The organism is Polaromonas sp., assembly GCF_018780625.1.
Lineage (GTDB): Bacteria > Pseudomonadota > Gammaproteobacteria > Burkholderiales > Burkholderiaceae_C > Polaromonas.
Genome location: NZ_JADMJK010000061.1, coordinates 1 through 1,918, shown reverse-complemented (window position 1 = coordinate 1,918; position 1,918 = coordinate 1). Strand labels below are relative to the sequence as shown.

2 protein-coding genes are annotated in these 1,918 nt (G+C 61.1%); one reads left to right on the top strand and one right to left on the bottom strand.

Annotated elements, in window-relative coordinates; all coding sequences use genetic code 11:
- On the top strand, positions 1–393 hold a 393-nt coding region (locus IV091_RS05655; protein ID WP_293466289.1), incomplete at its 5' end, for an FAD-dependent oxidoreductase.
- A gap of 6 nt (positions 394–399) precedes the next feature.
- Here the strand turns inward: IV091_RS05655 and IV091_RS05650 are convergent.
- A complete protein-coding gene (locus IV091_RS05650; protein WP_293466291.1) occupies positions 400–1,578 on the bottom strand; it encodes an ABC transporter substrate-binding protein in 1,179 nt (392 codons plus the stop codon).
- Between the last annotated feature and the right edge of the window lie 340 nt (positions 1,579–1,918).

Sequence of the window (1,918 nt, the reverse complement as noted above, 5' to 3'; positions counted from 1 at the left end):
GCCTTGCCGCTGGACAACGCAGACGGCTTGGCCTGGGTCACGGGCTCCACGTTCGAGCGGGACAACGCCCACGCCGAGATCCGGCCCGAGGACGAGCAGCACAATTTCAGCAAACTGCAAACCCTGCTGCCGCTGGCCGCCCAAGGGTTGGCAAGCCAATTTACAAACGGTCAAGTGCACGCCTGGGCGGGCGTTCGCTGCGCCACGCCCAGCCGCCTGCCGGCGCTGGGGCCGCTGGCGCCGCCCAAGCTGTGGGTTTGCAGCGGCATGGGATCGCGCGGCCTGACGCTGGCCGCCCTGTGCGCTGAACTGCTGGCGGCCAGGCTGCACGGCGAGCCCTTGCCGCTGGAGCAGCGCCTGGCTGATGCGCTTGTGCCGCCCATTGCGGGCTGACCAAAATTACTTCATGGCTTCTGCCGGGCGGCGCGCCTTGACATAAGCATCAGTCGGCAAATACGCCCTGCCGTCGGCATAGCGCCACTGCACCATGGTGCCTTTGTTGCCGCGCATGTCGAGCTTGCCGACGTAGGCACCCATGGTGGCCTGGTGGTCGATGGCACGGAACTCGGCCGGGCCAAACGGGGTCGAGAATTTCAGGCCGCGCAGCGCCGTCACCAGCTTTTCGTTGTCGGTGGAATTGGCTTTTTTAATACCGGCAAAAATCGCCTGCATGGTGGAATAGCCCACGACCGAACCGACCTTGGGATATTCCTTGAAGCGCCGGTAATAGTTGGCGGCAAAGCTGGCATGCTCGTTGGAGTCGATCTGGTCCCAGGGGTAGCCGGTCACGATCCAGCCCTTGGGCGTTTCGTCTTTCAGCACATCCAGGTATTCAGGCTCGCCCGACAACAGGGACACCACCGGCGTTTTGGGGAAAATGCCGCGCTGGTTGCCTTCGCGCACCAGTTTGGCCAGGTCGGCACCAAAGGTCACGTTGAAAATAGCGTCAGGCTTGGACTGCATCGTGGCCTGCAGCGTGGTGCCGGCCTCCAGTTTGCCCAACGCCGGCCACTGTTCGCCGACAAACTCCACATCAGGGCGCTTGGCCTTGAGCAATTCCTTGAAGCTGGCCACCGCGCTTTGGCCGTATTCGTAGTTGGGCGCAATCGTCGCCCAGCGCTTGGCCGGCAGCTTGGCGGCTTCTTCCACCAGCATCGCGGCCTGCATATAGGTGCTGGGGCGCAGGCGGAAGGTGTAGCGATTGCCTTTTTCCCACACCAGGGCATCCGTCAAGGGCTCGCTGGCAATGAACAGGCGCTTGTTTTTCTGCGCATGGTCGGCCAGGGCCAGTCCCACGTTGGACAAAAAACCGCCGGCCAGCACATCGACCTTTTCCTTGGAGGTCAGCTCAATCGCGTGACGCAGCGCTTCTTCGGGCTTGCCGGCGTCGTCGCGGGCGATCACTTCAACCTTGCGGCCCAGCAGGCCGCCCGCCACATTGATCTCTTCGACGGCCAGCTGCCAGCCCTGGCGGTAAGGCTGGGTGAACTGCGGCATGGTCGAATAGCTGTTGATCTCCCCGATCTTGATGGGCGTCTTGGACGCCGCCTGGGCCAGGCTGGCGACCGACGCCAGCATCAAAGCGCCCATCAGGGCCGATTTCGTAAATTTCACTATTGTCTCCATCCATCAATCAATTAATTAATTAGCAATGCCAAGCGTGGCGTGGGCAGGCCTTCAGACCGTCCAGACCAAAAAGCACGGACTGTACCAGCATGCAGCCTTTGGGCGCCAGGCAGGTCCAGCCCGCGTCGCCGCGCTTATACGATCTGCGCGCCTAAACACCCCGGAACCCGCATGAATACTGGCAAATAAGCTTATCCGCATAAGAGAAGAACAAATGTGTAGTTTGGTTTCATAAGCAGCGACGCTACATTTTCTCCCCTATGCATGAATTTGCCTTTATCTTTGCCGGATT